This is a genomic window from Pontibacter ummariensis (genome assembly GCF_900188175.1).
GTDB lineage: Bacteria > Bacteroidota > Bacteroidia > Cytophagales > Hymenobacteraceae > Pontibacter > Pontibacter ummariensis.
The window spans coordinates 22,538-37,575 of the sequence record NZ_FZOQ01000011.1 but is presented as its reverse complement, the minus strand read 5'-3'; the positions used below and the strand labels follow the sequence as shown (position 1 = coordinate 37,575).

Sequence of the window (15,038 nt, the reverse complement as noted above, 5' to 3'; positions counted from 1 at the left end):
AAGACCTGACCCAAAATTAAAGGGGAGACCTGGACAACGTTATCACTAGTTTTACAGTAAATGCTACACGATAAAAGAGAAAGGTAATGAAAGGGACAAGCATCTTGCGGGGAGGCAACCTTTGGCAGATAACAAAAACAATCAGGTAACGTATAGATCACTTTCTATATAAAGATATTTAAAGCCTAATAATCCTCAGTTTATCAATACCAGTAATATCTAAAACTACAGCATGTGCTTATTCTTTTAAGAAGCATTTAAGTACTGAGAGTCCGTTACCTCCTAAAACCCTTATTAATAATAGCGTTAGTAGCATGCAGGCAGCAAAACGAGTAGCGATTAACACAGGTATTCTTTATGCCAGGATGGGGATAACCGTTTTGATTTCGCTCTACACTACCCGTTTAATACTGGAGGCACTGGGAGCAAAAGACTTTGGCATTTTCAATCTGGTTGGTGGCGCTATCGCGATGCTTGGCTTTCTTAATGCTGCGATGTCCGGGGCTACTCAACGGTTTATGTCTTATGCTGAGGGAGCCGGAGACACGAGCCAGTCAAAGAAAATCTTTAATGTAAGCCTTGTCCTCCATTGCCTCATCGCAGGACTACTGGTCATCCTGTTAGAAGTAGCCGGGTATTTCTTTTTCAACGGTATTTTAACAATTCCCGAGGGGAGATTAGCTGCTGCCAAACTTATCTATCATTTCATGGTTGTGAGCACCATCTTTACTGTCTTTTCAGTACCATATGATGCCGTTATCAATGCACACGAGAACATGTTACTCTTTGCCATCTTGGGTATTATTGAGGCGGTGTTGAAACTGTCTATTGCTCTCTACATCGTACAAACGGATGCTGACAAACTTGTAGTTTACGGAATGTTGATGGCAGCATTGTCTATTTTCCTTTTACTACTGCGCATCTTCTATTGCCAAAAGAGGTACGCAGAATGCAAGATCAGCCCTCGGGCTAACTACGACAAAAAGCTGATGAAGGAAATGACAAGCTTCGCAGGCTGGTCTTTCATGGGCTCATCAACTAGTATGATCTCAGCCTATGGGCAGGGAGTTGTGCTGAATATGTTTTTTGGTACAGTGGTTAACGCAGCGCAGGGAATTGCAAGCCAGGTTAGTGGGCAACTGGGCGCTTTTGCTGCTACTATGCTAAGGGCTCTTAATCCTGTTATAGCCAAAAGTGAAGGTGGAGGAGACAGAAAACTCATGCTCAAAGCGTCGACTATGGGAAGCAAGATTTCCTTCTTCTTATGGATGTTTTTCTGTGTTCCCGCACTAATCGAAATGCCGTTTATTTTAGACCTGTGGCTCAAGGACGTTCCTGCTTTTGCCGTAATTTTTTGTCGGCTGTACTTAGTACGCATTCTGATAGACCAGTTATACGTCACCTTAAGCACTACGATAGCGGCAGTAGGTAACATACGGAAATACGAAGTATATAATTCTTTACTCACGCTCTTGCCTTTGCCTGTTGCTTATATATTGTTCTTAAATGAACTTCCTCCATCTTCTATTTACGTTGTTTTTATTGTTTACTCACTATGTTCTTTTGCGCTTAACCTCTATTTTGCCAATAAGAACTGCGAGTTGTCCATTCACCACTACATCCGTACCGTAGGTTTAAGATGCAGCATATCTTTTGCACTTGTGTTCATTTGTAGCCTGGTGCCGGTGTTTATGATGCCCCCGGGGTACATCCGTCTGTTTGAAACCATTCTTATTAGTTCAATCGCCTTCCTGTTAATCACCTACTTAGTAGGCTTCAGAAAAGAAGAAAGAAAACCTTTTAACCATCTCTTTCTGCTCTTATCACAAAAGGTTGGTTTAGTTAAAGTTGATAAAGTCATTAAATAAGTTTATGCACACAAAGCGGTTCTTTATAACGTACGGGGACAAGATTTATGAACAGAGCAAAAGAAGAATTGCAAGACAAGCAGCAGAGACCGGGCTCTTTGATAGAATTATAACCTTTGGAAGGGAGGATGTATCTGAGGATGTAGCAGTTTCTCCACTTTTCAAACAAAAAAAAGGAGGAGGCTATTGGTTATGGAAGCCAAACATTGTGCTTAAAACATTAGCTGAGATGGACAACGGAGATATTTTAGTTTATGCTGATTCTGGTTGCACCGTTCATAAGGATAAAGAGTGGAGCAGATACTTCGATCTTTTGAAGGAATATAACGCACTTGTCTTTTTAATAAACGGCACGAATGAAGAATATACCAGAAGAAGCATTTTCGAACATTTCTCGGGAGTTGGCAAGCACTGGCATAAAAGGTACCAAATAGCGGCCACCTTTTTCTTACTTAAGAAAACTCCAGAAACGGTAGCGTTTGTGCAGGAATGGCAGGATGTAATGGTGAGTAACCCGCAATTAGTAATGGATGTTGCAGATGAAGAGCGAGGTAAAGAAAGCTTGCGATTTGTAGAAAACAGGCACGATCAGAGTATCTTTACAGCGCTCGCTTACAAATACCAGAAGGTCTACCGGCTAAAAGTTCTGTTCAATCACTTCGAAGGTGGAATAGACCGCTTCAGGGGCCAGGCCTTGATTGCTTCACGCATTTCTGATGAGGGGTCAAGGGGAGAAAACCGCTCTTTGTTAAGAAACATCTTACTATATCTTCTTGCAAAACCTTATCGGTTACTGTATCAAACCTATTGGGTTACTCGTCGCTAAGCTTAAAGCAAACAACCTGTCTCTTAACTGCCGCTCTTAACAGTATAAACGTAATGTTTCCTAAAATAAGCATTTAGGATGCCCCCTATACTATAAGGGGAAAGACTCACAACCGAAATAACATACAGGTACTCCCTTCACCTAACCGTCAGCTCAGCTTTCTTGCTTTTATCACCTTTCACTTATTTCCTCTCCTATTTCTGGCCTGATTTAGTTTTTCGTTATAGCTTAGATTACGCCTATCTTACCACTACTAGCTTCCGACTAAGAGTCTTAGTATTCGTAACCACAGAAAGCAGGTAGAGGCCAGACTTCAACTTCTCGGGGACTGGTAGCACCAGTTGAATTGCCCCGACTGCATCAGCAACCACTATATTCTGCAGTAACTTACGTCCGGATAAGTCTGTTAAAATGAACTGCACGCTTCCATCCTTAGTCAAATTTGTGACCTTTATGTTTACTTCTCCCCCCGATGTGGGATTCGGGTAAACGTAAAATGCGGAAGCAGTAGGTCCGGTTTTCTCGATGACCACCGTGGGGGAATACGTGAACAACCCATCTTTCTTCACTATCTTCAGCCTATAGTAATTCAGGCCGTTCAAAGGTTGCTCGTCTACGAACTTATAGTCTGTCTTGAAACTTGTTGTGCCAGCTGCCTTTACGTTGCCGATCTCTGTATAATCCTTCCCGTTTGCCCCACGCTCTACTGTAAAATAATCATTGTTATATTCCGCAGCAGTTTCCCAATCCAGGTTGACTGTGTTGATGGCGTAGTGTCCCTCAAACTTTATGAGTTCTGTGATGGCACCGTACACTTTTGAATAACGCTCCTGAATTTCGGAAGCGGACAGCGCACGGCCGAAAAGTTTTACCTCATCTAGCGTGCCCTCATAATGATAGCCATCAGTTATTTTCATGTACCCAAAGGTTACGGCCGCCAGCGTAGAGAAACCTTTCCTATAAACGTGGCTTTTCTCTGCTACTAGCGCACCGTCCACATACAAGCTATTCAGTTGTTGCTTACTGTTTCTAACCGCCACTACCTGGTGCCATTTGCCATCATTAAGTTTTGGTCCGCTGTTACCGACATACGTTCCATCAAAATCAGTATTGAGAAGTTGAAAGCCTGCTTGTCCCTTTTCGTCTGCCCCGACCCACCAATGCATGTAAGAATCCTCTGCGTCTCTGCCTATGAACACCCTGTTGCCTGCGGTGCTAGCTGTTGTTTTTACCCACAGCTCTATGCTGAAGTTTGCATTGGCCTCCCAGTCGAAGTTTACGCTCTTGCTCACTTCAACCGCGTCATCCTTCCCATCAAAATACTGGCCTGTTCCTACCACGCCGAAGACAGGGGCAGGTTTGGTGTTTTCCGCGCTCAAGGCCTCATAAGGCGTATAAAAGTCTTTGTACTTTACACCAGAGGTTTCGTTTAGCATCCAATGGTGTTGTATGCCATTTGGCTCATCCAGCCCCTTTTTCACCTCTACCTCAAACTGCTGCTCGTCCTTCCCTATGCTGTTCTCAGCACTTAGCACGACCTTGTACTTTCCTGCCGAAGCAGGTACCCATTCCACGGTGCCGTCTGTGGCACTTACCGACATACCCGCTGGTCCGGAAACCAATTTAAAGCCTGGCGCGGGGTTTCCTGTGGCTTTTATAGCATAGGTATACCCCTGGCCTTGGACGCCAAAAGTCTTCGCTTCAGAGACAATTCGGGGCGCTATCTGCTTTGGACCGCAGTAATTACCAGCTCCGTTATTATACTGTTCCAGTACTTCTGTATACTCTAGTGCCCGGCTGTGCACCATTAGCTCATCCAGCAGACCTGTATAATAGTACCCTTTATCCCGGCTTAAGTAACCAATATTTAGAAGCGCATTGCTTTCAAAACCCGTTTTGTAGAAGTACTCAAACCCCTCCACTTCATAGCCATCAACATAAAGTTTGTTGAACTTCATGTTGTCGTCGCGCGCTACGGCTATGTGGTGCCACTTCCCGTCATTAAGCTTCTTCCCCTCATGTCTCATCAAAAAACCGTTCCGTTCTTTATCGTATAGTTCAAAGACGGCATAGCCTTCTGTGTCCACCCCGGCCCACCACATCATTTGGGACTCCTCTGCGCTCCGCCCGACAATCACCATGTTCTGAGAGGGTTTGGCCGTAGTCTTCATCCAGAAAGAAATAGTAAAGCTCCCGTTTACCCCCCAGTTAAAGTTGCTGATGTCGTGGAAGTTCACCTTATTTTCCTTGAACTGTTGCCCCCCCGCAAAGAGGCTGGCCGCTGTAGAAGGGCAGCTTGTACAGGTAGCTTTGTTACCACTTACCAGATCTACATACCCCCCGTCCTGGGGCTCATCAAAGCCAAAATAGTGCTGTAGCCCTGGAGGGCACTCACTAACCCCAAAAGCAACAGCTGGCTTCATGAACAGCAAACCGACAAAAAGAAAGGCGAGCACCTGTAGTTTGTAGAACTGCAGTAAACCGAAGAGACTGATCAGATTCTGCGTGAATGGGGCGCCAAAACAGGGAGGGTATTCTTTTCTCATGCGCTGCTTCTGTAAGGTTATAAGGGTGACAGACAGCTGATAGAGCACACATAAGCTGACTGGCTTATTGGGTTACCGGTGTGTTGACTAAACTATCCGGCAGCAAAGCACCCACTTAGGGCGTTGGAACAGATTTATAGTGATTACGATAATCGACCCTGCTGGTTTTGCATAGTTTGTAGTTACTGTACAATACCGCATCCTTACACTTTAGAACGGATAGAAAAGGTAAAACATGGATATTTTTAGGATGCCAGCTCCTAAAGGGCAAACAGCTTTTCTTGCCTTTAGGAAAACTCTGGATATAACCAAAAGCAAACCCGAGCACAAAAAGAGCTATAGGCAACCATCAAAAGTTAATGGCAGAACGGCAGAGCAGGTAAGACTTTTTTGTACTACCAAATGAGTAACTGGTAGCCCCGCTGCTTTAAAGAAGTTAAGCTGTAGCTAATGGCAATTTCGTTGGTGGACCTGCCAATATACTGCGCTTGCTGTACCGGGGACTCGTAGGCATAGGCGATCCTCAATTCGTTTAGGCGCACCCCCGCGGTAAGGTTATAGGCCTGGTTACTTCTGTAACCGCCCCCGGCCCAGACGGTGTTCTGATAAACCGCCTTTACCTGGCCTCCCACCGTTGATTTCTGCATCACATCGTACTGGTACAGCCCATTTGTTACCAGCCCCCATTGCTCCGATAGATTTGTACGATACCCGGCCTGCACCATGTGCTTACGGGCATAGAGGTCACTTAAAAACTCATCGCCGGCTGATATCAGTTTTCCTTCTGTAACGTCCTGCATCGCATAGCCCAGGTAATAATTCGCATTAGTCAAGGAAACACCCAGGTTAATGTCTCCTCTGCTGCTGCGGTTGTTTTGCCCAAGGATGCCCTGAAACCGCGGATCGTTTTCCTGGTCAAGGGTCAGCTTGTTTCCATCAAAACTATTAAAAGTGTAGGCTAGGGCTGCTCCCCAGCGCAGCGTTAACTGCTCGGACAACCTGATACCGGAGCCGTAGCTCAACGCAAACTGTGTTTCCTTTGAAGGGCCAAACTTATCGTGGAAAGCCGTGATTCCCAAAGCGTGTCTTGAACTAAGGTCTACGCCTCCCCTGTTCCTTCCGCGACCATTAAAGCGCGTTGCAATGCGCTCGCTGTCTAGCCCAAGCTCAGCGGACGCCACAATGGTAGTAGGGGCATCCTCAAAGCCTGTCCATTGGCTCCGATACAAGGTCCTGATAACGGATCCCTCAAAACCGGTTAGAGAAGGGTTGTAATAGTGCTTGTACTGCGATAGGTCTGCCACCTGCTTTCTGTTTTGGGCCTGTGCGTCCCAAACAAGCAAAATAGTGCAGGCCAATAGTAATACTCTTTTCATCTGTTATTATTTTAATACTGTTAGGACCCCTTTCTGCACCACATCGATATCCTTGATCTGGATAATGTAGAAATGGGCTCCCTTCACAACCTCTCCGTCTTTACCTCTTCCGTCCCACCCCGCCTCGGGGTCCGAAGAGTGGTACAGGCGAACACCTGACCTGTCGAAGACCTCTATTTCCACGTCATTGTAAAAGCGGAGTTCAGGTACTGTCCAGGTGTCGTTCACGCCATCCCCGTCAGGTGAGAAAGCATTTACCAGCTTTATCTTACCTGCTTTTGGCTGATAAGCAGACTTGGTAAGGGTGAAAGTTTCCTCAATGCTGTTCTGATAGGGGTCGGTGCTCCGAACTCGTATGGTAAAAGAAGTAGCACCAGACAGGGCTTTGTTAGACTTTAAATGAAGTTTGTTGCTGTTTCTGATATCGAATAAGGCATTATCACTGTCTCCCTGCCCCGGCACTAACGCATAAGTAAACACGGTATCATCCGGGTCTGTCGTGGAAAAAGCACCGATGACATCGTTTGGTTTTGTGTCCGGGCTAAAGGTGGTCTGGCTCAACTGCAGGGCTGCCGGTGGCTGATTTTTCGCTACAGTTACCCTTACACCAGCTCTCAGATCGTCTGTGTTCGAAGCGTTCTCCGGCAGTTGTAAGGTACCGGCAAGGGTGTAAGTCGCAGGCGCGGTGGCGTCGTAGTTTCCTGCAGACCAAATAACTGGTACGAACTCTTCCACGCCATCGGCATAGGCTACCTCTACCTCTGCGGGGAGTGGAACTTCACTGAAGACTGTCCCAAACGGTACCGTTATATCAGCAAGCGCAGCGATCGCCACCACCTTCTTTGTCAGCTTCTCTACCTGGTGCGTTACTTCCTGCCCCCTGTTTCCTGCCTCATCCACCAAATACAGGCGCACTGTTAAAACACCGTCACCCAATGCCGATAGGTCAAGGTCAGGAACCGTGAAGGTTGCCGCTTCGGCAGTACCTGCCCCGCTCACCTCTTCTCCCCCGCCAGTACTGCTGATGCTATAGTTATAGGACGCTCCAAGCTCCGCTCCGCTTACCTCCAGGCGCACTTGCTCTTGGTTTTCCGCGTCCACCAATTCGGGAATAAACTTAACAGCGTAGCCAGTTGGTGCTGTGGCATCATAGCTAACTTCTACTAGGTCTGAGGCCGTATTCCCATTGGTGGCCGCATCCTCCACTTTGTTTGCAGGCACTTGCACCCGTACCCTACCGTCCTGCGCCGGCCTGATGGTAGCAGTGTATTCCACGTCAGAGACTGCAGACAAGTCTTCCGCTACCCCGTTGCTGACTACCAAATCGCGCAGTTCAAAACCATTTACAACCTCGCTAAACTTTATAGTGACCGTGAAAGCCTGATTTATGAGGTCGGGAGCATTTGTACTTAACGCCACTGCTGGCTGGTCAGCATCATACTGCAGTCTTAGCTCGTTAGAGGCCTGGTTGCCATTTGTTGCCTGGTCGTGTGCTACACCCGCTGGCAACGCTACGGTGACTACTCCGCTTGTTTCAGGGGTAATCAAAGCAGTATAAGAAAGCTCATCCTCCTGCTGTAACTGAGATGCTTCTCCGTTGCTAATTATTAGATCCCCAGCCTCAAGCCCAACTACCGGTTCGCTAAACTGGACTAAAACAGAAAAAGGTGCTTTCGTTGGGTCTGTTGCTGATGTGCTTAATGTAACGGCTGGCCCTATGCCATCAAATACCCGTTTGAAAAAATCAGTAGGACGGTTGCCGTTTCCTGACATGTCAAAGGCCTTGTCAGCCGTTATTTGCACCGTTACCTCTCCGTCCCCATCCGGTGTAAACAGGGCCGTGTAGCTGTCTGGACCAAGCACGTTAAAGTCTCCTGCGGCACCGTTTGTGATCGCTACATCAGCAAGTTCAAATCCTGCCACGGCCTCACTGAAGGTAAATGTCACCATAAAGGGAGCGTTTACAATAGCCGGGGCATCAGAGCTAAGAACAACCCTCGGACGCAAGTTGTCATAGTTGATCTCCAATCGTCTTGAAGCTCCGTTAGGATTACCAGCCAAGTCTGTTGCTACGGCTGCCGGCAAAGTCACACTTACTAACCCACTTGCTGTCGGCGTAACAATAGCCTTAAAAGTTACACCATCGGCGGAAGCCATTTCGCTCACAGTGCCGTTTAAGACTTCCAGATCAGCGGAAACAAGACCATACACCTTCTCACTGAAGGTAAGGGAGATGTCGAAAGCACCATTTACAGGAGAGGCATTAGAAGATGAGATAGCAACTGCTGGCGCTGTCTGGTCTATTATGACAGAAAGATTTTTGCCTGGAGCGCTTGTGTTTCCGGCAGCATCTGTAGCTGTAGCAGAGAAGCTGTACGCCCCCTCGTCAAGGGCGCTGCCCTCATAACTAAACTCCCAGTTTCCGTCTGTGGCAGCTGTCACCTCACCGATACTGCCCCCACTTTTGGCAATAGCGATCGTAGTACCAGACTCTGCTTTGCCGGAGAGTTTTAGTGTATTGTCAGATGTTACACCGTCATCAGCAGCAGGGCCTCTGTCTTCTGATACCCCGGTAATGACAGGAGCCTCAGGTGCTGTAGCGTCTACTTCCCAATTAAAGGAGGCAGGGGTAGAATCGGTATTACCCGCTGCATCTACCGCACGTACGGCGAAGGTATAGGAACCGTCCGCAAGGCCTGTAACAGCATAAGGACTGGTCGCAGCCTCAAAAGATGCTCCATCCTGGCTTACCTCAAAAGATACCCCGCCCTCTGTGCTTTCAAAGCTAAACTGTGCACTCTTGTTGTTTGTGATCTTTGGCGGACTAGCGGTAATTTTGGTATCAGGAGCCTGCGTGTCTACTGTAAAAGTTCTGACATCACTGGCAGCACTACTGTTTCCGGCCTTGTCCGTAGCTTTTGCTGTAACTTGGTGTAGCCCCTCTGCCAGAGCTGCATCTAAAGTAATACGCCAGCTTTCGTCCTGTGCTACCGTCGTTAGTCCTAGTTGGCTAGCCCCCTCAAGCACTGCTACCTGACTGCCTGCTTCTGCTGTGCCTGTGATCGAAGGTTTGCCAACATTTAAAGTTGCTCCTTCAGCAGGAAGAGCGACTGTTGGCGCCCCTGGTGCCTGTGTATCTACTGTCCAGGTGTGTGTCGCAGGGCTTGCGTCTATGTTTCCTGCCTGGTCCTTTGCATACACTTCTAACACATGAAGGCCCTCGGACAGGTCACTTAAGCTAAAAGGGTTCGCTACCGGAGCAAAACTGGCCTCATCCACGCTAACATAGTAAGTAACCCCGGTCTTGTTACTTGTAAACTCAAACGTGGCGGCATTACGATTAGTCAAAGCGTCAGGTCCTGACTCAATGCTTGTATCAACTACTTTGGTGTCTACTGTAAAAGACACGGCACTACTAACCGAACTGTTGTTTCCGGCCTCGTCTCTAGCTACTGCCGTAACCTGATACGTTCCATCCTCTAAGGCGGTAACTAAGGACAGCGTCCAGGTTCCCTCAGCAGATGCCGTAACTTTACCAACCATTGTAGCGCCTATAGAAACGCTTACTTCGCTTCCGGCCTCCGCCGTTCCCGATATCGTTGGTACGTTGTCCCCAATCACTTCTCCGTCCTCCGGTACTAGGACAACAGGGGCAGCAGGTCCCGTAACATCAACGGTAAAGTTCCTGGCCTCACTGGCCCCGCTCCTGTTGCCGGCCTCATCAGTCGCCATTGCAGTTATCTGGTGCGCCCCTTCCGGGAGTGAGGCACCCAACGTAAAGATCCAGGTTCCGTCTGCAGCTGTAGTAGCCGTTCCCAGCTTTGCTGTACCCTCATATACCTCTACTGTACTTCCTGGCTCTGCCGTGCCACTGATGGTGGGTGTATTATCGTTTAAGAGCGCTCCTTCCTTTGGCGCTGCAACCATTGGCTTACCGGGAGCCTGTGTATCTACTGTCCAGGTATAAATGGCAGGACTTAGATCGATATTGCCGATTTGATCCACCGCCCTTACCTCTAGGGTATATTCGCCATCTATAAGATTTTGGAGTATGTACGGATTTGGCACTTCCTCATAAAGACCGCCGTTCAAGCTTACCTGGAAAATAGCCCCTTGCTCACTGGAAAATTCAAAAGTGACAGATTTACTATTTGTCAGTTCGTCGGGTTTCTGAACAATTCTGGTCTCAGGCCCTTCCCCATCAGCAGGCTCTGCAGGATTTGACAAGAGTTCGGTAAGCGGATTGAACCATACCGGCGCCATTTTGTCATAGCCTTGCTGATTCGGATGTAGCCAGTCCGCCATGTCTCCGCCATCATCTCCATACCTGTAGTCGATACCAGCACCGTCCTGCATGTCCACTAGTTCCAGCCTGTCTCCTGCTTCGATGCGTGCATTAACATACTGCTCCAGCAGCTCATTATACTTCAGGGTGTTTTCAGCCTGAGCCGGTGAGTTACATTTATACACGCCACTTGCATCGGTATAACAAACAGGCTTGATGATTTTAGCTACAATTACAGTTACCTCTTTCCCTGCACGGGCCTCATAAGCATCCACCTGGTCCAGTATTTTTTTTATGTCACCCATGGCGGTCTCGCTGCCATCAAGCTCATTCGTGCCGATGTGCAGTAAGATTGCATCAGGAGAAAACTCATCTAAATAAGGCGTTTCAGTTGCCAGCCCCATCCGTTGCGCATCCCAATGGCGCAGATAGTATCCGTGCTCGAGCAAGTGTGCGATGTCCTCATCCCTGGCTCCCCCAAAGCCGGCATGATCTATGTCCAACTCAAAGTTGTTTTCCTGTAAGAAATCTGCGGAATGCGCACCGCCCATACGCCGGTTCCCCACGAAGTCAACCAGATAGCCACTCTCTCTACCATCCAATACTAAATCCCGGTACAGGTTCTTTCTGTAGCCTACCCGCTGCTCCTCAGCTACTGATCCGCCCCCGCCTTCGGTGTTAGAGTCTCCCAGGGGCATGATAAAATACTTTTTGTTGGCCGGGTTAGTGGTTACCGTAACGGGGCTACTATATTCCGTCTCCCCCTCCCCTGTTGTGGCTTTCACTCTATAATATAATGTTTGTCCGCTTCCTAACCCAGTGTGTCGGAAGAAGGCTTTTACAGCCCCCTGGGGGTCGGTGTCTGTCACGGTATAGCGCTGCCTGTAGGTACCAGCCTCGCCGCTGGCCGACCATTCTATCACGTAGCCTGTCGCGTTGTTTACAGGCTGCCACTCTACTGTAACAGCCCCTGCCAGTGAGGGCCTGGCCTGCAGGCCAATGGGTGCATCCAAAAGGAAAGCAGCTTTTAAAGGAGCCTTCTCTGCAGAGAGATCAGAAACCGCGCCTGCAAAGGAGCTACTTATAAGCATCAAGAACAGCCCTATAAAACAGGTGCACTTCCTAAAAGGGTTTTGCTGGATAAGTGTAAAGGACATATAAAAAAAACTATATAGACAACGGCTTTACTAACGTTGGAACACCTGTTGGGTTGCTATTCCTATAATGTTTTTAATAGAAAGTAGACTAAACACAGGAATAAGCACCGCATAACCCGGTTCTTTTATCGTCTTTTTAAAAGAGATAACTGTTTTATGCATAAAGGCCTGCCGGAAAAATATGTGGGGAATTGGACAACCTTTTAGCCTAACTTCTATATAATATAGAAAAATATGATTCTTTCTACAGACTGTTCTGAAACAGGCAGTGTGTAGCTCATACCAGGTTCCCTGGTCTCTTTACGCTACTCCGAGTGGTCACCCTTTACTAGCAAGTATATGCTTTTTAACTCTACTGAATTCTTCATATTCTTCCCGGTAGTAGTAACCCTTTACTTCCTTACCCCTTTTAACAGACGCTGGATTATCCTGCTGCTAGCCAGCTACTACTTCTACATGTCCTGGAATCCGGCGTATACGCTAATTCTACTCGCCTCAACCTGTGTGGATTACGTCAGTGGCCGGGCCATGGGGAAGTACACAGATGAGGAGAAGGACAAGCGGAAGCCCTGGCTTTATTTAAGTTTGGGCGCTAACCTGGGCACACTGCTTCTTTTTAAATACTACAATTTCTTTAACGAAAGTGCCCGAGACCTGGCCATGGGGCTGGACGTACCCTATGCGATGCCTGCCTTTGAGCTGTTGCTGCCCATGGGGATTTCTTTCTATACCTTTCAGACCATGAGTTACAGCATTGACGTATACCATGGCCAGATAAAGCCGGAAAGGAACCTGGGGGTGTTTGCGCTCTTTGTCTCTTTCTTCCCGCAGTTGGTGGCAGGACCTATCGAACGGGCTGGTAACCTGTTGGGGCAGTTGCATCAGAACCATCGTTTTGACTACTATCGGGTAGTGGCGGGCCTCCGTCGTATGGCCTGGGGCTTCTTTAAGAAAGTAGTGATCGCCGATAACCTGGCCCTGATGGTGAACGCGGTCTATAACAACCCTTCTGAGTTCGAGGGTGTTTCCTTTATCATTGCAACCATCTTCTTCGCTTTCCAGATCTACTGCGACTTCTCCGGCTATACGGACATTGCGATAGGAGCGGCGCAGGTAATGGGCTTTCACCTGATGGAGAACTTCAGGAGGCCCTACTTTTCTAAAACTATATCGGAGTTCTGGGGGCGCTGGCACATCTCCCTGTCCACCTGGTTCCGCGACTACTTGTACATTCCGTTGGGGGGTAACCGTGTGGTAAAGTGGCGTTGGTACTATAACCTCTTCCTTACTTTTCTGGTAAGCGGTCTTTGGCACGGTGCTAACTGGACTTTTATCATATGGGGGGCATTGCATGGTTTTTATCTGGTATTTGCAATCATAACAGCCAAACAACGGAACAACTTCGTCCGTAAGATAGGCTTATCAGAGCACCCCCAGCTTTACAAATGGATTCAAGTCCTGACAGTGTTTACTCTCGTATGTTTTTCATGGATCTTCTTTCGGGCAAATACCATAACAGATGCCTTTTATATCGTGCGTGAGTCTTTTGCCAGCATAGGGAATGTAAGCCAGGTGTTTGCGATGGATGTAAGCCATGCCCTTTTTATGGACCAGGGAGCCCGTGTATTTACTATTTCAGTGCTGTCTATCATCCTCATGGAAACCGTGCACCTCGTTCAGCGAAACGGCAGCGTATCTCAGCTAATTATGCAGCGCCCGGCCTGGGTTCGCTGGAGTGTGTATTACCTGGCCATTATTGTGGTGCTACTTTTCGGACAGTACGGCCAGCAGGAGTTCATTTATTTTCAATTCTAGTAAAGGTTCTGTCTAGTGAGAAAAATTGTGAAAGATAAAGGTGTAAAAAGGTTGCTGAGAAAGTTAGCCTTGCTTGCGCTGCCTTTTATAGTGTGGCCACTGGTAGAAGTGTTTCTGTTACCCATGAACTTCTTTACCTTCAGGATATGGGAGACAATCTCTGTTAATACCATGCGCGTGATGCCCGGCCCCTTTTACCCGAACGTGCACATGAAAATGGTAGAGGAAGGAGAACTGGCACCCCGCACACCCTATGCCCAAAAGCGCTTAGTGGAGTGGTACACAGACCCGTATGGTTACCGTAACCGGGATACCAAAAGTGAGGTGCTCCTGATTGGGGACTCTAACATAACAGGAGCCAAGCTATCGCAGGAAGAAACGCTGGCAGAAGTGCTCGAGGAGCACCTGAACATGGACGTCTATTCGTTTGCACCAGCCACCATGAACCGCTTCCTGGCTACAGGCCGCTTCCAAAAAACACCGCCCAGAATGGTGATTGTTTCGAGCATAGAACGTCGCATTCCAGGTCTTCCTGCCATTGGAGCAAATGGTTTTAATTCTGAGCTTCGCGATTTTACCGGCAGCCTGATTGCAAACTCTCCTGTGCTCACGTCCATGACGGTTACTTTGGACAGAATTACCAAATTAGGCTTGTACCATCGCACCATGGCGAACCTGCAGCGCTACTTCGGTGAGAAAAGCTATATCTCCTATAATAATGAGTTCTTTATAGAAGGAGAAATAGCCAACCAGGATCTCAGTGAAGCAGAAATAGAGCGAATTGCGGATGTTCTGGAGGGGTACAAAGAGGCTTTGGCCGAAAGAGGGATACATTTTATGTTTTTACCTATCCCGAATAAAGAGAACATATATTACCAGTTGCTGCCATCACAAAAAAAGCCCAATTTCTTACCAAGATTAATGGCTAAACTTCGAGAAAGAAACGTAGACTACGTAAACACGCAGACTACCTTCGAAGAGCTATACCAGAAAAAGCAAGTACCCCTGTACCCTGCCGATGATGCTCATTGGAACGAGGTAGCAGTAAAGGTCGCAGCGAACTTGGTAGCCAGGCACGTAACCGTTGCTTTAGGCGGGGAGGTCCAGAACCAAAATGATAAGCACCTGGTCAAACATAACATCAACTAAGATAATAGCGGTTTTA

General features: G+C 47.7%; 7 protein-coding genes, 1 tRNA gene and 1 pseudogene. 5 read left to right on the top strand and 4 right to left on the bottom strand.

Features of this window, described 5'->3' with window-relative positions:
* The first annotated feature begins 314 nt into the window (after window positions 1–314).
* Window positions 315–1,868, top strand: coding sequence for an MATE family efflux transporter (locus CHB92_RS12670; RefSeq protein ID WP_179223034.1), 1,554 nt, complete (start codon window positions 315–317; stop codon window positions 1,866–1,868).
* Window positions 1,849–2,694, top strand: coding sequence for a hypothetical protein (locus tag CHB92_RS12665; RefSeq protein ID WP_089319593.1), 846 nt, complete (start codon window positions 1,849–1,851; stop codon window positions 2,692–2,694). Before CHB92_RS12670 ends, CHB92_RS12665 begins: the two co-directional genes overlap by 20 nt.
* Before the next feature lie 239 nt (window positions 2,695–2,933).
* Here the strand turns inward: CHB92_RS12665 and CHB92_RS12660 are convergent, their stop codons facing one another.
* From CHB92_RS12660 to CHB92_RS26145, 3 genes are all read right to left on the bottom strand, one after another.
* Window positions 2,934–5,240: a LamG-like jellyroll fold domain-containing protein gene (locus CHB92_RS12660; RefSeq protein ID WP_144266308.1), complete on the bottom strand. Its 2,307-nt coding sequence runs from the start codon at window positions 5,238–5,240 to the stop codon at window positions 2,934–2,936.
* Between the two features lie 395 nt (window positions 5,241–5,635).
* A complete protein-coding gene (locus CHB92_RS12655) occupies window positions 5,636–6,616 on the bottom strand; it encodes a PorP/SprF family type IX secretion system membrane protein (protein WP_089319591.1) in 981 nt (326 codons plus the stop codon).
* A 6-nt stretch (window positions 6,617–6,622) separates the two neighbouring features.
* Window positions 6,623–8,479 (bottom strand): Ig-like domain-containing protein, encoded by a 1,857-nt coding sequence (locus CHB92_RS26145; protein ID WP_245842537.1) that lies wholly within the window; start codon window positions 8,477–8,479, stop codon window positions 6,623–6,625.
* On the opposite strand from CHB92_RS26145, the gene CHB92_RS25840 reads away from it, so the two are divergent.
* Window positions 8,453–8,544 (top strand) — tRNA-OTHER (locus CHB92_RS25840). The two genes, CHB92_RS26145 and CHB92_RS25840, sit on opposite strands and share 27 nt — an antisense overlap.
* A 100-nt stretch (window positions 8,545–8,644) precedes the next feature.
* Here the strand turns inward: CHB92_RS25840 and CHB92_RS26460 are convergent.
* Window positions 8,645–11,992, bottom strand: a pseudogene (locus CHB92_RS26460) (Ig-like domain-containing protein); the annotation flags it as partial.
* Window positions 11,993–12,397: 405 nt separating this feature from the next.
* On the opposite strand from CHB92_RS26460, the gene CHB92_RS12645 reads away from it, so the two are divergent.
* Entirely contained in the window at window positions 12,398–13,873 is a 1,476-nt protein-coding gene (locus tag CHB92_RS12645; protein WP_089319589.1) for an MBOAT family O-acyltransferase, read from the top strand.
* 51 nt (window positions 13,874–13,924) lie between these two features.
* Entirely contained in the window at window positions 13,925–15,022 is a 1,098-nt protein-coding gene (locus CHB92_RS12640) for an alginate O-acetyltransferase AlgX-related protein (protein WP_144266307.1), read from the top strand.
* The last annotated feature ends 16 nt before the right edge of the window (window positions 15,023–15,038 follow it).

What these genes read in the sequence shown, in the direction of transcription:
- CHB92_RS12655 (WP_089319591.1), bottom strand. Translation starts at nt 6,616, where the DNA reads ATGAAAAGAGTATTACTATTGGCCTGCACTATTTTGCTTGTTTGGGAC.
- CHB92_RS12660 (WP_144266308.1), bottom strand. Translation starts at nt 5,240, where the DNA reads ATGAGAAAAGAATACCCTCCCTGTTTTGGCGCCCCATTCACGCAGAAT.
- CHB92_RS12645 (WP_089319589.1), top strand. Translation starts at nt 12,398, where the DNA reads ATGCTTTTTAACTCTACTGAATTCTTCATATTCTTCCCGGTAGTAGTA.
- CHB92_RS12670 (WP_179223034.1), top strand. Translation starts at nt 315, where the DNA reads ATGCAGGCAGCAAAACGAGTAGCGATTAACACAGGTATTCTTTATGCC.